The organism is Gordonia metallireducens, assembly GCF_021245825.1.
Classification (GTDB): Bacteria; Actinomycetota; Actinomycetes; order Mycobacteriales; family Mycobacteriaceae; genus Gordonia; species Gordonia namibiensis.
Genome location: NZ_JAJQJP010000017.1, coordinates 205,968 through 226,550 on the forward strand (window position 1 = coordinate 205,968; position 20,583 = coordinate 226,550).

At 68.3% G+C, this 20,583-nt stretch carries 15 protein-coding genes; 12 read left to right on the forward strand and 3 right to left on the reverse strand.

All coding sequences use genetic code 11. The features are described 5' to 3' along the window. The first annotated feature begins 10 nt into the window (after positions 1 to 10). The 5 genes from LQD00_RS05865 to LQD00_RS05885 are packed head-to-tail and all read left to right on the forward strand — an operon-like array spanning position 11 to position 3,590. Complete coding sequence (locus LQD00_RS05865) at positions 11 to 625, forward strand: peptide deformylase (RefSeq protein WP_232716066.1); 615 nt, start codon at positions 11 to 13, stop codon at positions 623 to 625. 30 nt (positions 626 to 655) lie between these two features. Continuing rightward, positions 656 to 1,693 (forward strand): N-acetylglutamate synthase, CG3035 family, encoded by a 1,038-nt coding sequence (locus LQD00_RS05870; RefSeq protein ID WP_232716067.1) that lies wholly within the window; start codon positions 656 to 658, stop codon positions 1,691 to 1,693. Next, on the forward strand, positions 1,693 to 2,295 hold the full coding sequence (locus LQD00_RS05875) for a ribonuclease domain-containing protein (protein WP_232716068.1): 603 nt from the start codon (positions 1,693 to 1,695) through the stop codon (positions 2,293 to 2,295). The genes LQD00_RS05870 and LQD00_RS05875 overlap by 1 nt, the downstream gene beginning before the upstream one ends. Then, positions 2,292 to 2,804 (forward strand): barstar family protein, encoded by a 513-nt coding sequence (locus tag LQD00_RS05880; protein WP_232716069.1) that lies wholly within the window; start codon positions 2,292 to 2,294, stop codon positions 2,802 to 2,804. Before LQD00_RS05875 ends, LQD00_RS05880 begins: the two co-directional genes overlap by 4 nt. Next, a complete protein-coding gene (locus tag LQD00_RS05885) occupies positions 2,805 to 3,590 on the forward strand; it encodes an exodeoxyribonuclease III (protein ID WP_232716070.1) in 786 nt (261 codons plus the stop codon). It begins immediately after the preceding gene. Positions 3,591 to 3,764: 174 nt separating this feature from the next. On the opposite strand, the gene LQD00_RS05890 is transcribed toward LQD00_RS05885, so the two are convergent. Both LQD00_RS05890 and mbtM read right to left on the reverse strand, forming a co-directional pair. Continuing rightward, entirely contained in the window at positions 3,765 to 4,520 is a 756-nt protein-coding gene (locus tag LQD00_RS05890; RefSeq protein WP_232716071.1) for a siderophore-interacting protein, read from the reverse strand. Then, on the reverse strand, positions 4,517 to 6,181 hold the full coding sequence (gene mbtM / locus LQD00_RS05895; RefSeq protein ID WP_232716072.1) for a long-chain-fatty acid--ACP ligase MbtM: 1,665 nt from the start codon (positions 6,179 to 6,181) through the stop codon (positions 4,517 to 4,519). The genes LQD00_RS05890 and mbtM overlap by 4 nt, the downstream gene beginning before the upstream one ends. Positions 6,182 to 6,513: 332 nt before the next feature. Between mbtM and LQD00_RS05900 the strand changes: the two genes are divergently transcribed. From LQD00_RS05900 to LQD00_RS05930, 7 genes are all read left to right on the forward strand, one after another. After that, positions 6,514 to 10,266, forward strand: coding sequence for a non-ribosomal peptide synthetase (locus LQD00_RS05900; RefSeq protein ID WP_232716073.1), 3,753 nt, complete (start codon positions 6,514 to 6,516; stop codon positions 10,264 to 10,266). A 48-nt stretch (positions 10,267 to 10,314) separates the two neighbouring features. Then, positions 10,315 to 10,923, forward strand: a complete 609-nt coding sequence (locus tag LQD00_RS05905) for a GNAT family N-acetyltransferase (RefSeq protein WP_232716074.1) — start codon at positions 10,315 to 10,317, stop codon at positions 10,921 to 10,923. 5 nt (positions 10,924 to 10,928) lie between these two features. After that, on the forward strand, positions 10,929 to 12,728 hold the full coding sequence (locus LQD00_RS05910; RefSeq protein ID WP_232716075.1) for an IucA/IucC family protein: 1,800 nt from the start codon (positions 10,929 to 10,931) through the stop codon (positions 12,726 to 12,728). Continuing rightward, the gene (locus LQD00_RS05915) at positions 12,725 to 15,073 is read left to right on the forward strand and encodes a penicillin acylase family protein (protein ID WP_232716076.1); all 2,349 of its coding nucleotides are present in this window, start codon (positions 12,725 to 12,727) and stop codon (positions 15,071 to 15,073) included. Before LQD00_RS05910 ends, LQD00_RS05915 begins: the two co-directional genes overlap by 4 nt. Next, positions 15,061 to 16,512: a condensation domain-containing protein gene (locus LQD00_RS05920; protein ID WP_232716077.1), complete on the forward strand. Its 1,452-nt coding sequence runs from the start codon at positions 15,061 to 15,063 to the stop codon at positions 16,510 to 16,512. Before LQD00_RS05915 ends, LQD00_RS05920 begins: the two co-directional genes overlap by 13 nt. 65 nt (positions 16,513 to 16,577) lie before the next feature. Further along, the gene (locus LQD00_RS05925; protein WP_232716078.1) at positions 16,578 to 18,122 is read left to right on the forward strand and encodes a pyridoxal phosphate-dependent decarboxylase family protein; all 1,545 of its coding nucleotides are present in this window, start codon (positions 16,578 to 16,580) and stop codon (positions 18,120 to 18,122) included. Next, entirely contained in the window at positions 18,119 to 19,435 is a 1,317-nt protein-coding gene (locus tag LQD00_RS05930) for a lysine N(6)-hydroxylase/L-ornithine N(5)-oxygenase family protein (RefSeq protein ID WP_232716079.1), read from the forward strand. Before LQD00_RS05925 ends, LQD00_RS05930 begins: the two co-directional genes overlap by 4 nt. A 140-nt stretch (positions 19,436 to 19,575) precedes the next feature. Here LQD00_RS05930 and LQD00_RS05935 read toward each other — a convergent pair whose 3' ends face one another. Beyond that, a complete protein-coding gene (locus LQD00_RS05935) occupies positions 19,576 to 20,502 on the reverse strand; it encodes an ABC transporter substrate-binding protein (protein WP_232716094.1) in 927 nt (308 codons plus the stop codon). Positions 20,503 to 20,583: the final 81 nt, after the last annotated feature.

The window sequence follows — 20,583 nt, forward strand, 5'->3', positions numbered from 1 at the left end:
GTGATCGACTATGGCGATTCTCCCGATCTGCATCGTGGGCGAGCCGGTGCTGCACCAGCCCACCTCCCCGGTCCCACTCGACGCGGACGGCCGTCCGTCACAAGAGGTCATCACCCTCCTCGACGACATGTTCGACACCATGGACGCCGCGCACGGCGTCGGTCTGGCCGCGAACCAGGTCGGGGTCGGGTCCCGCATGTTCGTCTACGACTGCCCCGACGGCGACCGCATGGCGACCCGCCGCCGCGGCGAGGTGATCAACCCGGTCCTCGAGACCTCCGAGATCCCCGAGACCATGCCCGATCCCGACGACAACGACGAGGGTTGCCTGTCGGTGCCGGGTGAGCAGTTCCCCACCGGCCGCGCCGACTGGGCGCGCGTCACCGGCGTGGACCGCACCGGTGCCCAGGTCGTCATCGAGGGCAACGGCTTCTTTGCCCGGATGTTGCAGCACGAGGTCGGCCACCTCGACGGGTTCCTCTACGTCGACGTTCTCGTCGGCCGGAATGCGCGTGCCGCGAAGAAGGCCATCAAGCGCAACAAGTGGGGAGTCCCCGGACTGACCTGGCTGCCGGGCGCCGTCGCCGACCCGTTCGGGCACGACGACGACGAAGACGACGACTGACCGCCACTGATCAGGTCACACCGGACGACAGTGTCCCAACCGCACACGACGAAGTCGGGCGCCGTGATCGGCGACCGCGTCGTCGTGCGCTATCTGCTCGGTGAGGCGACTCCTGCCGACTGGCGCGGCAATCCCGATGCGGCGCAATCGGATGTCACCGGCATCCTGCTCGACGACACCGACCCGCTCCGCCTCGAACGCGACGGCGAGGTGGTCTCGATCCCGGCCGCCGCCATCACCTCGGTGAAGCTGCTCTCGGCGACGCCGGTGCGTAACAAGGAGATCCGCGCCCTCGAGAGCGTTGCGGCCCGATCCTGGCCGGGCGTCGAGACCGCGTGGATCGCCGGGTGGTTCGTCCGCGCCGGGCACGGGTTCACCCGCCGCGCGAACTCCGCCATCCCACTGGACATGTCGGCCCACCCGGATGCGACGACGCTCGCCCGCATCACTCAGTGGTATGCCGACCGAGACCTTCCGCCCCTACTCGCACTTCCCGAGCGCCTGCTGAAGGCCGCCACCGTCGGAGGCACCGAGGACATCGAGGTGCAGATGCTCACCTCCGCCGTGGCGCCCCTGACCGAACGGTTGACCGAATCCCGTTCCGACGCTGTTCATCTCGCTGACCAGCCGGACACCGATTGGCTGGCTGCCTACACCGGGCACCGCGCCGGCGACGACACCGACCTCGACCACGCCGACGCTGTGCGGCAGGTGGTGACCGCAGGCGACGGGCCGCCGGTCTTCGCCACGATCCCCGACACCGGGTCGTCGGCGGCCGTCGCGATCGGTCGCGGCGTGGTCACCGAGTCCCCGGACGGTCGACGATGGCTCGGCCTGTCGGCGTTGTGGACCGATCCGGAACGACGCCGGACCGGGTTGTCCTCGCAGGTTCTCGCCGAATTGGTCGCGTGGGGTGCCGAACACGGCGCCGATCGCGCCTACCTGCAGGTCGAGACCACCAACCGCCTCGCCGGCGCCTGGTACCGGCGGCTCGGCTTCGGTCTGCACCACAGCTACCGCTACGTCACGCTCGACACCCCCTCCCCCGCCGAGCCCCAGGAACTCTGATGCCAAGACGTTCACGCACGACGCCGACCGTCGCCCAACGCCGTCGGCAGGCCGTGATCACCGCCGCCGCCTTCGTGGTCATCGCGCTGGTGTTCGCGATCACCTGGTTCCTCAACAGCGGCAGCGACTCTGGAGCCGACGAGTCCTCCACTGCCGTCTCGTCGAAGAGTTCGACCGTCCGGACGCCAGCCGCCGAGACCACCACGGCCGAATCGACCGCGAAGTCGAGCACCCGCAAGACGACCTCCAAGACCACGGCCCCGAAGTCGAACAGGACGCGGACGTCTACGGCGAAGACGCCGGCGCCGGCGGCGGTACCTGTGCACGTCACGCGCACGCTCGCCCTCATCGACGCCGGCGAGTGGCCGGAGGCCGCCCGCGCACCGGGGACGAAGGGCGGGATCACCTTCCGTAACAACGAGCGTCGTCTGCCGGTCACCGATGCCGACGGACGCCGGGTCGCCTACCGGGAATGGGACGTCAACCCCAAGGAGCCCGGTCGCAGTCGCGACGCCGAGCGGATCGTCACCGGAAGCGACGGAACCGCCTGGTACACAGCCGATCACTACCGATCGTTCATCCTGATTCGAGGACCGTCATGACCGCGCACGACGATTCCGGCACTCACTTCCGCCGCTTCCTCGACGCCGCCGGTCACCACGGCCCGGCCGTCGGACTCACGGTGTCCGCGGACCTACCCGACCTCGGCCCCGACACCCGCCTGCGCACCATCAGCGGTACGGCGGCGACCACCACCGGCACGATGTACTCCACGTTCGCGCGCGTCTGGGATTTCCCGGATCACTTCGGCCGCAACCGAGATGCCTTCGACGACTGCATGCGCGACCTCGACGCCCCCGATGCCGACGGACGCACACCGGCGGCCATCGTCACCCACATCACCCAGGCTCACCGCCTGCTCGACGAGGACGACGCGACCTTCACCTGGTTCGCCGACTCGATCGGTTTCTACCGCGATCACTATCGCGACGTCGGACGGACCTTCGTACTGATCCTGTCGACGTCGGCCTCGCGCGTCTCGGCTGTCCGGGCGCGCTGGGACCGCGCCGGTGTACCGGTCGCCGGCCTCGACAACTTCGGGGAGCGCTGAATGCGGTTCGCCACATGGAACGTCAACTCCATCCGCGCACGCTCCGAAGCGGTGGTCGAGTGGATGGACAACGCCGACATCGACGTCCTCGCCATGCAGGAGACGAAGTGTCACGACGACGCCTTCCCGCTGATGAGCTTCCTCGCGTCCGGTTACGACGTCGCGCATGTCGGGCAGGGCGCCTACAACGGCGTGGCGATCGCGTCGCGGGTCGGACTCGACGCCGCCGAGATCGCCTTCGACGGGGTGCCCACCTATCCGGTCGACAACCAGCCGATCCGGGAGGCCCGCGCGATCTCCGCGGTGTGCGCGGGCATCCGGGTCTGGAGTCTGTACGTGCCCAACGGTCGGGCACCCGAGGACCCGCACTACGAGTACAAGCTCCGCTGGCTCGATGCCCTCGCCGACCACATCGCGTTACGTCTGGCCCACGACCCGGCCGCGGAGATGATGCTGGCCGGCGACTGGAACGTCGCGCAGACCGACGACGACGTCTGGGACCGCGAGTACTTCGACGGACGAACCCATGTCACGCCACCGGAACGTGCTGCGGTGCAGCGCTTCTTGGACGGCGGCCTGGTCGACTCCGCGCTCCCCTATGCACCGGGGTACACCTTCTGGGACTACACGCAGCTGCGGTTCCCGCGCAACGAGGGGATGCGCATCGACTACGCGTTCTGCTCACCCGCGCTCGACACCCGCGTTCTGGGCGCGCACATCGACCGCGAGGCGCGGAAACGCAAGGGCGCCAGCGATCATGCCCCGGTTGTGTTCGAGCTGGGTTGATTTCGCACCCCCAACGCTCCCCGATCACGAAAGCGCGACCCCCGTCGCTGCCTGAGGTGCGAGGAGCGCAAGCGACGAGCCACGAAGGCCTGGTGAGCCGACCTCGCGAGCCCTTCGTGGCTCGCTCCGCTCGCACCTCAGGGAACGGAGTTCGCTTGTCGCGCAGACGAACGATCAAGCGAAGGACTTGCCCGGAATCCAGTAGGCCTGGGCTTTGACCGACCTCTTGGGGATTCCGTACTCGTTCTTCAACGACGCAGCCACGGCGCGAGTGCTCACCGAATCCAGTGCGACCCAACCGAAGTGGTCCGCAGCGGAGAACGCCGAGGACCGCACCGCGTCGACGACCGCGGCTCCGTCACGCTCGCGCGCGACCCAGTGGACGGTGTCCTGTGCACGGGCCCGCAGGGGCAGCGATCTGTCGCTCTCGTGCTGATACTCGAGCCAGATGGTCGCCGGCGTCGACGGGTTGTCAGACGCCTCGATGGCATCGAGTAACGAGTTGATCGCCGGGAGCGAGGCGGGGTCGCCGGCGATGATCCACCCACGGACCTCGTCGCCGGGCATCGCGAACTTGGAACCCATGACGGTGGCGGTGACCGAGTCCCCGACCTGCGCATGCTGCGCCCAGCGGGCAGCGATTCCGTCGTGGATCGCGAACTCGATACCGAAGGTGTCGGCAGCGGGATCGGCATCAACCAGGGTATACCCGCGCTGATGAAGTCTCCCTGAGTCGTCGAACCACATCCGAATCCACATCGTCGGATGCAGCGCCCGCTTCGACAGGAGACCGCCACCGGTGAACGTCAGGCGCACATAGTGATCGGTGACGACCTCGGTGCCGGTCACGGTCAGCTCGAAGTCGTCACCACCGAGCAGCTTGAGGACAGCGCCCTGCCATCCCCGGCCCTTCGCCGCGACCTGACTCACTTCTGTCCGATGATCTCGAATGCCCCGTCCTCGACCATCTGGCGGGTCTCGAGACGACGGATCTTGCCAGAGGTGGTGCGCGGAACCGAGTCGGGCGCCACGAAGATCACGTCGGCAGGCATGATCCCACACGCCGACGCCACCTCCGAATTGACCTCGGCACGAGCCTTTTCCGGGTCCGAACCCTTGTACTCGGCGAGGATCACCAGGCCCGGGCGCGACGAGCCCTCACCGCGGGCCATCGCGACCACCCCGCCCCGGCGCACGCCCGCGACCTCCGCGGCGGCACGCTCGATCTCGATCGGGAAGAGGTTGCGGCCGGCCACGATGATGACCTCTTTGGCCCGTCCACAGATGACCAGGCGGTCGTCGATCAGGTAACCGAGGTCACCTGTGGAGAACCATTCCCCCGCACCGAGATCGGCGCCGCCGAGATAGCCGCGCATCATCGAGGCGCCACGGATCTCCACGTGGCCCACGGAACGACCGTCGATGGTGGGAACGTCCACATTCGGTTCGACGATGCGAACCTGCATACCGCCCAGGGGCTTTCCGAGGATCGCGTAGCGGCGTCGGATGGGCTCGCCGCCACCGGGCGGGGTCACGGTGACCTCGTCGTAATGGGCGCCCTCGCCGACCGCGGGCATCGTGACGGCACAGGCGGATTCGGCCATTCCGTAGGCGGGAGCCGCGGCCGAGCGCTCGAAACCGAACGGTGCGGTGGCCTCCAGGAACTTGTCGAAGGCGTCGGCGTCGATGGGCTCGCCGCCGCTGATCGCGACGCGGAGGTTCGACAGGTCGATGTCGCGCAGGAGTTTTCCGTACCGGCCGAGGATGTCGTAGGCGAAGTTCGGAGCGGCGGTGACGGTGGCCTTCGTCTCGGTCAGCCACTGCATCCACTTGAATGGTGCGGCCGCGAAGGCGGTGTTCGGCACGACGTAGGCGGAGATGCCCGTCGTCATACCGGCGAGGAGGAACATCAGGCCCATGTCGTGGTAGAGCGGCAGCCAGGTGAAGCCGGTGTCGCGAGTGCGGTGCAGGCCGAGGCGGCTGACCAGTTCGATCGCGTTGGAGTAGACCGCTGACGCCGTGAGCACCGCGGTTTTCGGATCACCGGTCGACCCGGCGGTCCCCTGTAGAACGGCGACGGTGTTGGTGTTCACGTTGCGGGCGACGAAGCCGGTGGTGTCGGCGGCGACTCCGTACTCGGCGACTCGAGCGATACGGAGCTGCCCGTCGACCTTGGCGAGCAGATCGAGCTGGGAGCCGCCGCCCAGGACGGTGCCGACGCCGATCGAGACGAATCGCGTGTAGGTGGTCTCCGCCCAGCGGCTCTCGTCGGCGCCGCGGATGGGTCCGGGCAGGATGCTCACCGGGACGCCGGCGAGCCACGCGCCCTGGATCGCGGCGATGAGGTCGATCGTGGGATCGCCGATGAGACCGACGGCGAGCGGCTCGTGCAGGTCACTGTCGGCGAGGAGTTGCACCGCGATCTGTTCGGCGCGTGCGTGGACCTCGCGCCAGGGCGCGGTCACCCATTCGCCGGATTCGGAGTCGAGCACGGACAGCGTGGTGTCCCCGGCCAGCATCGCCTCGCGGACGGTCGCCGCGAGGGTGTTGGTCGACCCTGTTTCCTCCAGGACCACGCTGCTCTGCGACATGTTCGTTCCCCGTTCTCTCCGACCCCAGGAGTCGGCCGTCGTGTTCGTGTGGATGCGTCCGGTCCGCTCGTAGATCACGGGTCGCGGCGACCGGACTCAGCTCGCAGCCCTTGGGTAGGTTAGCCTAATCTTCGTGGTGCGCAAGAGCCGACCGCGGTCGAAGTGTGGCGTGATCCAGATCATCTGGCCAGACGACATCAACTAACTTAGGCTTACCTAAGTTCAAACGCCGATGCAGGCGTTTCGTCCAGCAAGTAGTTAGTATAACCTACCCTAAATTGGGTATTTTGCTCGAGTAAACGACGTTCCCGACCGCGAGAGGCAATCGGCTGATGGCCACGAATTCTGAGATGACTGACCCCATCGAGGACCTCGTCAGCCCCGCCGCCGTCCGAGCCCAGGTCGCCGGCGCGCTCGGCGTCACGCCGGAATCCCTCGACCCCGCCGGCGACCTCATCGCCCAGGGCCTCGACTCCCTGCGCATGATGCGACTCGCCGGGACCTGGCGCAAACGCGGCATCGACATCGACTTCGCCCGCCTCGCCGCCCAACCCACCCTCGACGCCTGGATCGAGATGATCACCGCCGACGCGTCGTCTCCGTCGACCCCGGAAGCCGTCTCCCCGCAGAGCGACGCGCCTGTGTTGCCGGACATCCGCGGCGAGATCGCTGCCGCGCTCGGGGTCACACCCGAGTCCCTCGACCCCGCCGGCGACCTCATCGCCCAGGGCCTCGACTCCCTGCGCATGATGCGACTCGCCGGGACCTGGCGCAAACGCGGCATCGACATCGATTTCGCCCGCCTCGCCGCCCAACCCACCCTCGACGCCTGGACCGCCCTCCTCGGCGGATCGTCGACTCCCGCGGAGACGCGCATATCGCCGGAAATCGTCGATCCCGGTTCACCTTTCCCTCTGGCTCCGATGCAGCACGCCTACTGGATCGGGCGATCCGACAGCCATGCGTTCGGCAATGTGGCCGCGCATCTCTACATCGAGTTCGACGGCCATGACCTCGATCCCGACCGCTTCACCACCGCCATGGGTGAGCTGCTCCAACGACATCCGATGCTGCGGATCCGCGTACTCCCCGACGGCACCCAGGTCGTCGGGCCGTCGCACCCGGAGGCGATCGCCGTCCACGACCTGCGCACCCATACGCCCGACATGGTCGAGGCGATCCTCGCCGAAAAACGTACCCACGGAACACATCGCACACTCCCGGTCGAAGAGGGTGCGGTCATCCGCGCCGAACTGAGCCTGCTGCCCGACGGGTCCACCCGGGTGCATCTCGACGTCGACATGATCGCGGCCGACGCCATGAGCTATCGCGTCCTCGTCGACGACTTCGCTCGCCTCTACCGCGGGGAGACACTGCCCGAACTGGGTGTCACCTTCGCGACGATCACTGCCGACCGGACCTCCCGCGAGATCCGCGACGAGGACCTCGCCTGGTGGCGCGAGCGCATCCCGCACCTCCCCGGACCGCCGGAACTCCCGCTCGACGATCGCGCCCTCCGCGGCGAGGTCGAACCCCGCAGCGTCCGCCTGCACCATTCCGTCTCGGCCTCCGAATGGAAGCGCCTCGAGGACCACGCCCATCGTCGAGGGGTGACCCCCGCCGCCACGGTGGCGGCGGCCTTCGCCGAAGCGGTCGGCACCCATGCGGCGAATTCTCGCTTCCTGCTGACTGTTCCGCTGTTCGATCGCCCCCAGATCCACGCCGACGTCGAGCGCGTGGTCGGCGACTTCACGTCATCGATCCTCGTCGACGTCGATCTGAGCCACTCGGCGACCCTGGCCGAGCGCGCACGCCAGATGCGGTCGGCGATGCACGACGCCGCCGCCCACGGATCGATGAGCGGTCTCGACGTCCTCCGCGAACTCGGCCGCGCCCGAGGCGAATCCGTCGTCTCCCCGGTCGTGTTCACCAGCGCGCTCGGACTCGGCGACCTGTTCTCGCCGCAGGCCACCGACGTCCTCGGCGACCCCGCCTGGATCGTCTCGCAGGGCCCGCAGGTGCTGCTCGACGCCCAGGTCACCGAGATCGCCGGCGGTCTCCTCCTCAACTGGGACGTCCGGGTGTCCGACCTCGACGAGACCACCGCCCGCGCGATGTTCGACTACTACATCCGACTCCTCGGACTACTCGTCGACGGCGAATGGGATGTCCCGGCGCCCGACCCGGTCGACGATGATGTTCGTGCACAGCGGCTTTCGGTAGAAGTACCGCTGCCCGACACCGACACCTTCGACGACACCCTCCACGGCACCGTCTTCGCTCGCGCGGCCCAGCGGTCGGCGACCCCGGCGGTCATCACCGACACTCGCACCTGGTCGCACGGCGAGCTCACCGACGAGGCCCTGCGCGTGGCGGGCGCACTCACGGCTGCGGGTGTCCGCGCCGGCGACACCGTCGTCGTCAACCTGCCCAAGGGCGGCGACCAGATCGTCGCCGCGCTCGCCGTCCTCGCCGTCGGCGCCGCCTACGTACCGATCTCGCCGACACAGCCCGCGACCCGTCGGGATCGCATCGTCTCCATCGCCGGGCCGCGCGCCGTGCTCACCGCCGACGCCGACGCCTGGGCGGGGTCCGACGGCCCCGCCGTCATCGACCTCGAGAAAGCACGCACCGCGGCACCGGTGGCCCCGGTGAAGGTCGCCGGCGAGGAGTTGGCCTACATCCTGTTCACCTCCGGATCGACGGGGCTACCCAAGGGCGTTCAGGTTCCTCATCGCGCCGCGGTGGCCACCATCACCGACCTCGTCGACCGCTACTCGATCGACGCCCGGGACCGCAGCCTGCAGGTCTCCTCGCTCGAGTTCGACCTCTCGGTCTTCGACATCTTCGGACTCCTCGCCGTCGGCGGCGCCGTCGTCGTACCCGGTGACGACGAGCGCACCAAGGTCGACGACTGGGTGCGTCTCCTCACCGAACACTCGGTCTCCGTGCTCAACTGCGTGCCGTCGGTCCTCGGGATGATCCTCGACATCGGTTCGCTGCCGGCCTCGGTGCGGATGATCATCATGGGCGGCGACAGGGTCGACGTCTCGCTGCTCGAACGGGTTGCCGCACAACTGCCCGACTGCCGCGTCGCCGGCCTGGGCGGTACCACCGAGACCGCCATCCACTCCACCATCTGCGAGGCGGACGACGTCCCGGCCGGAATGGCGTTCGTGCCCTACGGTGTCCCGCTGCGCGGCGTCCGCTGCCGGGTCGTCGACGAGACCGGCCGCGATCGCCCCGACCTCGTACCCGGCGAGCTGTGGATCGGTGGCGCCGGTGTCGCCGACGGTTACCGCGGCGATCCCGAACGCACGGCCGATCGCTTTGTCCACCACGACGGCGAGAAGTGGTATCGCACCGGAGATCTCGCCCGGTACCTGCCCGGCGGGTTCCTCGACTTCCTCGGCCGCGCCGACCACATGGTCAAGGTCCGCGGCTACCGCGTCGAGCTCGGCGAGGTCGAGGCCGGACTTCTCGCCCTGGCCGAGGTCGCCTCGGCGGTCGCCTGGTCCGACGGCCGAGATCTTCATGCCGCCGTCGTCGCCGGAACCGATGCCGATGCCGATGCCGATGCCGATGCCGATGCCGATGCCGATGAGAACACGATCCGCGCAGGTCTCTCCGATTCCCTTCCGCCGCACATGGTCCCGCGGTCGATCGCCGTCCTCGACGCACTCCCGCTGACCGCGAACGGCAAATACGACCGCAAGGCCCTCGCGGCACTCGTCGACACCGCCGAGGGCGGTCGGCAGGTCGTGGAACCGCGCTCCCCGCTAGAGGAGGCGCTCGTCGTGATCTTCTCCGAGGTCCTGCCCGTCCGGCCGATCGGCGTCACCGAGGACTTCATCTCCCTCGGCGGCGACTCGGTGCAGGCCACCCGACTCGTAGCCCTGTCCCGCACCTGGCTCGACGCACCGCTCCTGTCGGTGGCCGACATCTTCGGCCACCGGACGATCTCGGGCCTCGCCGAGCGGCTCACCGCCCTCGACGGACCCCGGGTTGCGCGCGTCGCCGAGATCCTCCTCGACGTCGTGGCCCTCTCCGATGAACAGGTGGATGCCGAACTCGCCGGCACCTGACGCAACCGGCCCGGCCGCATCTCCAGACACCCCGACAGCAAAGGCATCATGACCACTTCACCGGCACCCACGTACGACCTGCACTCGGTCGATCTCGACGACGTGTCGCACGCCGTCACGGTCCACGGGTGGCTGACCCATCCCAAGGCCAAGTTCTGGGACATGCTGGAGAGCTCCGTCGCCGACGTGGAGAAGATGATCCGGGACACCGCAGCGGCGACCGCCGGCACGCCCTACGGCATGCGTCTGGGTTACCACGACGGCCGGCCGCAGTTCCTGTTCGAACTGTACGACCCGCAGACCAGCGAACTCGCCGACCCCGCAAGCGGTTACGTCCACGCCGAGGGTGACATCGGGATGCACCTCCTCGTGGCCCACTCCGAGCAGGCGCTGCCCGGTTTCACCGGCGCGGTGATGCTGCACATCATGCGGACCGCGATCCTCGAGGTCGGTGCCGCGCGGGTGGTCGTCGAACCCGATGTCCGCAACACCGCGGTCCACCGTCTCAACGCGAGCGTGGGCTTCCGGGTCGACGGCGACTACCCGGTCGGCAACAAGACGGCGCACCTGAGTTACTGCGCCCGAGACGACTTCCTCCGCGTCACCGCCGACGGCACCAGTGTCGGCGCCGTCGAGGTGACGGATCTGGGAGCGTAACTCCGTTGACCATCGAACAGATCCGCCCGACACGGACCGCGCAGCAGTCCACCGAGTCGTATCGGCAGGTGTATCACCGCCGGATCGCGCGGAAGATCCTCGCCGAGTTCTCCCACGAACGCGCTCTGAGCCCGGCCGAGACCGGCCCGGGTCGCTACGTGGTCGGTTCCGCCGACGGCCGCACGGAGTACCACTTCCGCGCCGAGGTCCTGTCTCTGGAGAACTGGGCGATCGAGGAGTCCTCGTTGCGCCGTGTGCGCGACGGGAAGGAACTGCCCGTCGACGCCGTCGCGCTGGTCGTCGACCTCGCCCCGATACTCGGCATCGGTCCACAGGCGTTGCCGGAGTACCTCGAGGAGTTCATCAACACCCTCGCGATCAGCGCCGACCGGCCTGACGAACGACGCATCACGGCAACCGATCTCGCGCATGCGGACTTCCAGACCGTCGAAAGGACGATGACCGAGGGTCACCCGTGCATCGTGGCGAACGCCGGGCGCCTCGGCTTCAGCGCCGACGACATCGAGCGTTACGCACCGGAGGTCGGCAACCACTTCCGGCTCGTCTGGGTCGCCGCCCGCCGCGAGGACTGCGACGTGGCGACGGTGAGCGGCGTCGACTACGACACCATGCTCGTCGACGAACTCGGCACCGAGACCCTGGCGGAGTTCGATGCCGTCCTCCGCGAAACCGGTTGTGATCCCGACGATTACCGCTATCTCCCCGTTCATCCGTGGCAGTGGACGGAAAAGGTCCGGAAGCTCTACTCGGCCGATCTCGCCGATCGCCGCATCGTGCTCGTGGGCGAGAGTCCGGATCTCTACCAGGCGCAGCAGTCGATCCGCACGGTCTTCAACGCGACCACGCCCACCCGCCACTACGTGAAGGGCGCGCTATCGATCGTGAACATGGGCTTCACCCGGGGCATGTCGGCGGATTACATGCGCACCACCCCGCTGATCAACAACTGGGTCCGCGGGCTCGTCGCCGACGACCCGTACCTGGCCGCCATCGGGTTCGAGATGATCTTCGAGGTCGCGGCCATCGGCTACCGCAGCCCCACCTTCACCCCGATCACCCAGCCGGGTTCGGAGTACCGCAAGATCCTGGCGGCGTTGTGGCGTCAGAGCCCCGTCGCGCTGGTGCGTGGCGGCGAGCAGCTCTCCACCATGGCCGCTCTTCTGCACCTCGACCATCACGGCGACCCGCTCGTCGGTGCGTTCATCGCACGATCGGGGATTCCGGCCGCCGAATGGGTCCGGCGCTACCTGCGGACGTATCTCCACCCGATCGCCTACCTGCTCTACCGGTACGAACTGAAGTTCTCCCCCCATGGCGAGAACCTGATCCTCGTCCTCGACAACGGTGTCCCGGTCCGCGCGATCCTCAAGGACATCGGTGAAGAGGTGTCGGTCTTCGGTGAGCCGGAGGGTTTCCCGGAGAGTTGTGCCCGCGTCCTCACCACCGAACCCGACGAGATCCGCAACCTCGGGGTCCTCTCGGACATCTTCGACGACTACCTGCGGCCGCTGGCGGAGGTCCTCCACACCCACCGTCTCGTGACCGACGAGGAGTTCTGGGACCTGGTGGCCGAGAGTCTGCGTGAGTTCGTCGCGGCCCACCCCGATCTCGACGACCAGTTCGCCAGATGGGATCTGTTCGCACCGGAATTCGGCGCGGTACACATGAACGGTCTGCAGCTGCGGAACAACAAGCGCATGGTCGACATCGAGGACTCCTACGCCTCGCTCATCGACGCCGGGCACATGCTCGTCAATCCCGTCGCCGATCGGGGACGACGATGACCGTCACGACCTCCGAAACGCCCGGCCCCGAGATCCTGCGCGATGCGCACGGCATCCCGCACGTGCTGGCCGCCACGGCGACCGACGCACTGTACGGACAGGGCCGCGCCTGCGGACAGGACCGCCGCTGGCAGATCGAGTTCATGCGTCTGCGCGCCGAGGGGCGTACCGCCGAGGTGTTCGGCGACTCCTGCGTCGAGTGGGACACCTTCGCGCGGCGCGCCCGACTCGACGCGGTCGCCGAGCAGATGTACCACGCGTCGTCGGCCCGCAGCCGCAGCCTGCTGCGCGCCTATGCCGACGGTGTGAACAGCACTCTGCCCGACACCGGAACCGCGTCTTCTGCACCGGAACTCGAGGCCCTCCAGCACCAGCCTGCGCCGTGGCGGCCGTGGACGCCGATCTCGGTCTTCATCATGCACCACGTGCTGTTCGGCCGGTTCACGACGAAACTGTTCCGGTTGCACGCCTGTCGGACCACGGGACCGGATGCGCTGCGGTTCTGGGCATTCGAGGGCAGCGAGAGCGATCCGACCGTGCCGCCGATGCCGGACGAGCAGTTCCTGCAGGAGATCCTCGACCTCACCCGGCCCACTCCGGCCGCCGATTCCCCCGTCGGCGAGACCGTCGACCTGGGCGACCCGATGTCGGGCAGCAACGCGTGGGGGGTGTCCGCCGCCCGCAGCGCCACCGGCTCCCCGATCGTGGCCGGTGATCCCCACCGGTTCCTCGAACTGCCCGGCATCTACGAGCAGTTCCACCTCGCCTCGACCGATCCGGCACAACCCTTCGACGTCGTGGGCTTCGCCTTCGCCGGTGTCCCCGGCGTCCCGCACTTCGCGCAGGGCCCCGAGATCGCCTGGGGCATCACGAATGCGATGGCCGACTACCAGGACCTCTACGTCGAGCGATTGACCCGTGACGAGGACGGGACGCTACTCGTCGAGGTGCCCGGCGGGCGCCGTGTCCCGGCGGCCGTCCACACCGAGCACATCGGCGTCCGCGACTCCGAACCCGTTGCGGTCGAGGTGATCACCACCCACAACGGCGCCGTCGTGTTCGGCGGCCCGGACGAGCCGTTCACGATCAGCCTCCGGTCGCCGCTGCTCTCCGAGGACGTCACCTTCGACGCCCCACTCGACCTGCTGTTCGCCCGCACGATCGACGACGTCGAAGCCGCACTGTCGACGTGGGTCGAACCGGTCAACCGCGCCGTCGTCGCACACCGTGACGGAACCACGGTGACCCACGTGGCCGGCCGCGTTCCCGTCCGCGCTCCCGAGAACTACTGGCTCCCCGTTCCCGGCTGGGACGAGCGATACCAGTGGCAGGGTCACGACACCGGTTCGCTCGGCGACCCGGGCTTCGACGCGACGGTCGCCGACGGCGGCGTGAGCGTGACCGCAAACCAGCGGATCTCGGGAACACCCGCGCTGCAACCGATCACGACCGAGTGCGTCGAGGCGTTCCGGGCCGACCGGATCACCGCCCGCCTCGATGCCCTCGACACTGTCGACCCCGAGGACTGTGCGGACATCCACCGCGACGTCGTCCTCGAGCAGGCCGCGGTGGTGCAGCAACTCCTGACCCGCGTCGTGGGCAACACCCCGGCCGCCGAGGACATCCGGCTGCGCATCCTCGCCTGGGACCGCACCATGTCCGCCGACAGCTCCGACGCATATCTCTTCGCGGAGTTCCGCAGCCAGCTCGTGCTCGGTGTCGCGCGCACCGATACCCTGGCGCCGCTGCGCGGTCCGCACGGCTTCCCCGCCGTGTTCCAGCCGTGGTTCGTACCGGAACCCCGCCTCGCGAGCGCAATCACCACGGTCATCGCCAACTGCGCGCTGATCGGCATCGACATCGACGAGGTCGCAGTCGGTGCGCTCGATGCCGTCGTCACCCGCACCGAGACGATCGGGCACGTTCCGAACTGGGGCGCCGTGCATGTGCTCGCCCCGATCCACGGGTTCGATCTCGTCGGTGCGTCGCCCCGCCATCCGGACCTGTTCGCAAGGCTGCGACCCACCCCGCTGCCCCTCGCCGGGGATTCGGAGTGCGTCTTCGCCAACGCATCCGCCGTCGGCACCCATGTCTGCATCACCGGCTCCGCGGCCCGCTACGTCTGGGATCTCGCCGATCCTCACGCAAGCCGCTGGGTGGTTCCGCTCGGCGCCTCCGGCGACCCGGCCTCCGAACACTTCCAGGACCAGGCCTCGCTGTGGGCCGACGGCCGGCTGATCCCCGTCACCCGCGATTGGGAAGCCCTGCGCGCACCGGACGCCGGAGCCACCCGACAGGCCACTTCGACTACCACTCCGACGAAGGGGGAACCGTGCCCACGCTGACCGAAGCGCGACTCACACTGCTGCGCCGGCGGATCGCGGAATCCGGCGCGGCGCTGTCCGGGACTGCCGCCGAGTCCAGTACCGAATCGGGCACCGAGGCCCCGGCTTCGTTCGGGGAGTTCGGCATCGCCGAGCGCCGGATGTGGAAGATCTACGAGCTCGACCCAGAATCGGTCTCGCACAACATCGGTCTCGTACTCGAGTTCGGTGGCGACCGCACCGTCGATTCCGTCGTCGCCGCAGCCGAACTCCTCGTCGAGCGTTTCGAGGTGCTGCGCTCGGTCGTCGAGGTCGACGACCACGGCGTACCCCGCCGCACCCGGGTGGCACGCGAAGGGCATTGGGATGCAGGGCGTTCGGTCTGGACCTGGGGCGCCGATGACGTCGGGGGCGAGTCGGCCGACATCGACACGGTCGCCACGCGGATGACTCGCATCCCGTTCGACCTGCACGTCGACGCGCCGTTGCGCCTGCGGGTGTCGGCGCGCGACGGGCAGGTGACCATGATCCTGGTCGTCCACCACCTCGCCGTCGACGACACCTCCTGGCCGTCGCTGCTGGGCACGCTCGTGTCCGGAGAGTGGGTCGCCGACGCCGACGCCGAATCCCGGCCCCCGACCCCGGATGCCGCCACCGCAACCGAGGCCGCGGATTCCGCAGTGCGACATGCGCTGTCGACGTGGGCGGCCGAAGACGTGCGGTACCCGCTCTCGGGCGAACTGCCCACCGAGAGCGCCGCCGAGAGCTGGCTGTCCCCCATGGACGACCGTGCGGGTATCAAGGTGACCGCTCCGGTCGACGGAGAGTCGCTCACCGCATTCGACCGGGTCGCCCAGACCGTCGGCGCAACCCCGAATGCGCTTCTCATCGGGGTGTGTTCGCTGGCCGCCTACGCACTGACCGGTTCACCCGATCATGTGCTCGTCGTCCCGGCCGACAACCGACGACGACCACAGTCACCGCAGCACATCGGATACTGCGGCAACATCATCCCGATGCGGTTCCGCGTCGACCCGACCGCGACCGTCGAGCAGGCCCTGCGCGACGCGGGCACGGTGATCTACCGGGCGATGGAACATTCCGGCACCGACTTCGGTCCGATCCTGACCGCACTCCGTCAGCAGGGCGGGCGGTTCCCGATCATGGAGATCATGGCCTCGGTGCGGCCCGCTCCGCTGCGCGGCATCGCCCGACCCGACGACGCACCGGTCACCTGCCGTTCGGTCTTCAACGGGATCGCCAACTATCCGTTGTCGATCGCCTTCGAGGCCGACGACCACTCCACCCACGTGGAGGTCGACCACCAGCCGGGGATCGTTCCCGAGCACGTCGCCGCGCGAGCCACCGCGGTGTTGACCGCACTCGTCGATCTCATCCCGTCCGCGCTGGGGACGACGGTCGCCGAACTCCTCGCCGAGCTCGACAGGCGGGTCCCGTGACCGACCAACACCCGCACGGCTCCGCACACCACCACACGACCACCGCACGTCCAGGGGGTAACTCAGTGACCGAAGACCGCGACTCTGCATGGGGTGCGTCCCGTTTTGCGCGGCCGGGTACGGGCTGGGCGGAGATCGGTCGCGGTCTGGCCGAGGCCGCGGAGTCGGTCACCGATCACCACCACGGAGCACCTCTGCCGGCCGGGGATCCGGTGTCGGTGCTCGCGGCGGTCACCGGCTCGCTGGGCGCGCCCGCGATCCCCGAATCCGGGATCGGCGAGTCCGAGGCCCTGTCGCGGATGGCGCGCCTGGTCGCCGAGTTCGGACTCGACCTCACCCATCCACTGACCGCGGCTCATCTTCAGCCGGCACCCCTGTCGGTCGCGGTTGCCGCCGATGCACTGGCGAGCGCCACCAACGCCTCCCTGGACACCTATGACTCGGGTCCCGCGACCCTCGCCCTGGAGACCTGGACCGTTCAGTCCCTGGCCCGCATGGCCGGATTCGGCCCACGGGCCGGCGGCGTCTTCAGTCCCGGCGGTTCCATCTCGAACCTGTTGGCGCTCATGATCGCCCGCGATCACACCGCGGCTCGGCGGGGCGTCGACGTCCGCCAGGACGGCGTCGGTGCACTGCGCCGACCGGTGGTGTTCTGTTCGCGAGTCGCCCACTTCTCGGTGCATCGCGCCTGTGCCGCACTGGGGCTCGGCGAGTCCGCGGTGATCCCCGTCGAGGTCGACGCACACCACCGGATGCTCCCGGAGGCGCTCGAGAGCGCGATCCGCAAGGCCGGCGACGTGACCCCGCTCGCGATCGTCGCCACGGCCGGAACCACCGACTTCGGTACCGTCGACCCGCTGCCCGACATCGCCGACATCGCCGAACGTCGCGAGATCTGGCTGCACGTGGACGCGGCCTACGGCTTCGGCACCCTGTTCTCCGACCGCCTGTCCGGGCTGCTGTCCGGCATCGACCGCGCCGACTCGGTGACCCTGGACCTACACAAGGTCGGGTGGCAGCCCGCCGCGGCCAGCCTCATGCTGCTCGCCGACGCCGGTCGTTTCGTCTCGCTGAACCGCTCGGTGGCCTATCTGAACCCCGACGACGACGTCGAAGCAGGTTACAGCGGCTTGCTCGGGCAAACCCTGCAGACCACCCGTCGGCCCGACGTCCTCAAGGTCGCCGCGACGCTGCTGGCGTACGGGCGTCGCGAACTCGGCGGGATGCTCGACCGGTGCAACGACCTCGCCGTGTACGCCGAACAGCGGGTTGCCACCGAGCTACAGCTCGAGCTGATCGCACCGGTCACGTTGACCACCATCGTCTTCCGCTACCGCTGCGCCGACCTCGACGCCGTCAACGGTGAACTGCGCCGCCGCCTCATCACCGACGGCAAGGCGCTCATCGGGCGCACCCAGGTGCGGGTCCCCGGTGAGGACGAACCTCGGACCTGCCTGAAGCTGACCCTTCTGAACCCCGAGACCGCCGAGAGCGACATCGACGAGCTGTTCGACGAACTACTCCGTCTGGCAATCGAAGTGGAATCCGAGAGCACCTCGGTCGCGAGCGGCCAGGCACACAGTGAAGAAATGGTGAGGGTGTCGGAATGACCCGTGTAGAGAACGTGGATGTCCTGGCGATCGGCTGCGGTCCGTTCAACCTGGGGCTCGCCGCGCTGGCATCGACCGTCGACGACCTCGACGTACTCGTCGTGGACTCCCGCGACGAGTTCCGCTGGCATCCGGGCCTCATGTTCGACGAGGCCCGGTTGCAGGTCGGGTTCCTGTCCGACCTGGTGACACTGGTCGACCCGACGCATCCGATGTCGTTCCTGAACTACATGGCCGACACCGACCGGATGTACCGGTTCCTGGTGCGGGAGAACTTCTATCCCACGCGCATCGAGTACGAGGCGTACCTGCACTGGTGCATCGACCGGCTCGACACCCTGCGCTGGGGCACCACCGTCACCGAGGTCACCTGGGATGACGACGCCGACGCCTTCGCCGTCACGATCCTCTCCGGCGGCGCAACCTCGTCCGTGATCGCGCGCCACGTCGTCGTCGGCGTCGGTACCGAACCGTTCGTGCCCGGGTCGTTGTCGTCGGACTCCCCGGCGGTCATCCACAGTTCCGACTACCTGTACCACCAGGACAAGGCCCATGCCGCGGACACGGTGACCGTCATCGGTTCGGGACAGTCGGGCGCCGAGATCGTCATCGACCTGCTCGAGGCCAATCTCCGCGGCGGACCGTCTGTGCGATGGTGGACCCGCACGCCGTGGTTCGCCCCGCTCGACTTCACCAAGATGTCGCTCGAGATGACCACCCCGGCGTACATGGACTACTTCCAGAGTCTGCCGGAGGAGGCCCGCGATCGGATCCGCCCGCAGCACTGGCAGTTCCACAAGGGCGTCTCCAGCGACACCCTCGAGCGGGTGCACGAGCTGATGTACCAGCGTCAGCTGCGTGAGAAGCTCAATCCGGTCCAGTTGCGCATCTCCACCGAGGTCGACGCCATCGACACCCTCGCCGATGGCAAGCTCAGGGTCCGCGGACGCCACCTCGACACCGGCACCCAGCTTGCTCACACCACCGACATGGTCATCGCCTGCACCGGTTACCAGCCCCGGCCCACGCCGTTCCTGGACCCCATCGATTCACGGCTGGACCGTGACTCGCGCGGCCGGCTCGTCATCGGACCCGCTCACCAGGTGGAAGCCGAACCCGCACTGGCCAACCGATTGTTCGTCGCGAACGCCGAGGAGCACGCCGTCGGCGTCTCGGCCCCCAACCTCGACATCGGCGCGGTCCGCAACGCCCGAATCCTCAACGCCGTCACGGGCCGCGAGGTGTACCGCCTCCCGAAGGACACCGCGTTCACCGCCTTCGGCGCCGACGACCTCGACGACGTCGTCACCTAGACGCGAACGCTCGCTGTCGCCGCAGATGTCGCGCTACGTGTCGCGCACCGATACGAAGCGCGACATCTGCGCCGGCCGAGATCACCGAACACAAAACGGCCCGACCCACAGCAGTGGGTCGGGCCGAATCGTGTTGCGTGTCAGCTGGTCGCGGCTGCGAAGCTCGGCTTGAGCAGGTCCAGCACGTAGGGCACCGAATTCGGTGTCGGCGCGTTGAGGCCGGTGATCTGCGACTGAGTCATGAAGGTCACGGCACCGTTCTCGACCGCCTTCAGATTCTTGTAACCCGGGAGCTTCCTGAGGGTCTCGGCCTGTTCCGGCGTCGCGGTGGCGACGACCAGCACGTCGGCGTCGAGCATCGGGATGTTCTCGGTGCTCAGCCCGAACCGGGGATTGCGGGTGCGCTGGTACTCGGCGACGAGCTTCGGCGCCATCTGCATCTTCAACTCGGTGAACAACTTTGCCGCACCGTCGTTCGGGTCACCGAGGACCGACAGCTGGTCGTTGCCGTACATGAAGGCCAGCGCGTAGGTCTTGCCGGCGAGCTTCGGGAACTCCTTGCCGACGGCGTCGACCTTCGCGTTGGTGTCGTCGATGATCTCGGTCGCCTCGTCGGGCTGGTGCAGCACGGTGCCCATGACGGTGACCATGTCCTGCCAGGGGTCGATCTCCTGGCCGCTGATCGCGTTGACCGTCGGCGCGAGCTTGGATATCTGCTCGAATTCCGGGCTGTCGGAAGCGAATCCGGGAGCGAAGATCAGGTCCGGGTCGAGTTTGGCGATCGTCGTCGCGTCATCGCCCTTGGTGGGGTCGATGAACGTCGAGTCGGCGAGCTTCTGGCCGTACCAGGGCTGCAGTTCGCCGGTGGCCGACTTCGAGTAGTCGTAGTAACCGACCGGGGTCACACCGAACGACAGCGCCACGTCGGTCCACTGGTCACCGAGGGTGACGATGCGCTTCGGCGTCTCCGGGATCGTCACCGAGCGCCCGTCGGGCAGATTCAGCTGCACCGAACCACCGGTCGACTCATCCGAACTCGAGCATCCGGCAAGGAGGCCGGCGGACATCAGCGCGCCCGCGAGGAGCGCGCCCAGACGAAGTCCTGTCTCCTTATACACATCTCCGAGCCCACGAGACTAGCGCTCATC